Here is a 1,293-nt window from a genome sequence, read left to right on the forward strand (position 1 = left end):
GCCGGTGTGCTTGCGGTAGATGGCGGCGAGGGCCTCGCGTACGGCGGGTGCCATGCGGCGGCCGTCGCCGCAGACGTAGATGTACGCGCCGTCTTCGATGGCCTGCCAGACGGTGTCGGCGGCGCCTGCGATGGCGTTCTGGACGAACCGGGCCGGGTGGCCGGTCACCGCGGAGTAGGCGGTGTGCACCTGGGCGATCCCGGCCTGCTCCCAGGTCTGCATCTCCTGCTGGTAGAAGTAGTCGTGCTGCGGGTGGCGGCAGCCGACGAAGACCTGGGACAGGCCCACCTTGATGCCGTTGTCCTGCTGCGTGGCGCGCTCCTCCAGGAATCCGCGCAGCGGTGCGATGCCGGTGCCCGGGCCGATGAGGACCAGCGGTGTGGTGGGGTCGGCCGGCGGTGCGAAGGTCGGGGAGGGTACGCGCACGTAGCCGTAGAAGACGTCTCCGGGCTCGAGACCGCCGATGTAGGCGGAGCAGGTGCCGCGGTACTGGCCGTCGCCGGAGAGGGCCGGGCCTTCCAGCAGGCCGACGGTCAGGCGCACGTGGCGCGGGTTGGCCAGCGGGGCGGAGGAGATGGAGTAGAACCGCGGGCGGATCGGGCCCATCATGTCGAGGAAGACCGCCAGCGGCAGTTCGACTGCGGGGAAGCGCTCCAGCAGGCCCAGCACGGAGACGCGCTTGCCCAGGATCTCAGTCTGGTAGTGCTCCTGGGATTCGGCGGTGTCGGCCGTGTAGGCCTGCAGCTGCGGCCGGGTCCACGGGCACTGGGTGTGCTCGGCCAGGGTCTGGATCTGGGAGCGGGTGGCCACGTCCTGCAGCTCCACGAACTCGGTGAGCAGCAGGCCTGCGGTGACAGCCGTGCCCACGGGCAGGTGGGTGCGGCCGCCCGCGGGCATGTCCAGGCGCAGTACCTGGTCACGCTCCACGTCCAGGCGGGCGAGGGCGCGGTCGACCAGGGCAGGCTCGTTCTTGGCGAAGACGGCCAGGTGGTTGCCGGTGTCGTAGGTGACACCCTCCGGCAGCTCGATGGTGATGGACTTCGCGGACGGGCGCGGCGGCTCGAGGCTGAAGTCCCACAGCCCGGTCGCGTCGGCCACGAGTTCCTCGTTGGCCACCACGGTCAGCGGGTAGGCCTGCTCGGAGACGATCGCCGGGCGCACATCCGCCTCGGTGAGCAGCTGCACCTCGAAGCGCGGGCCGCTGGCCTGGGAGGTGTCGGCGGCGTACTCCTCGGCCAGGGTGGTCCACAGGGTGTCCATCCAGCGGGAGGCCATGCCGTCGAAGTCACCGGC

At 71.1% G+C, this 1,293-nt stretch carries 1 pseudogene; it reads right to left on the reverse strand.

The window, feature by feature from the left end:
- Window positions 1–1,275: pseudogene (locus ACX28W_RS43875) on the reverse strand (bifunctional cytochrome P450/NADPH--P450 reductase); the annotation flags it as partial.
- Window positions 1,276–1,293 lie beyond the last annotated feature (18 nt).

The sequence above is a fragment of the Streptomyces sp. SD15 genome (assembly GCF_054462255.1).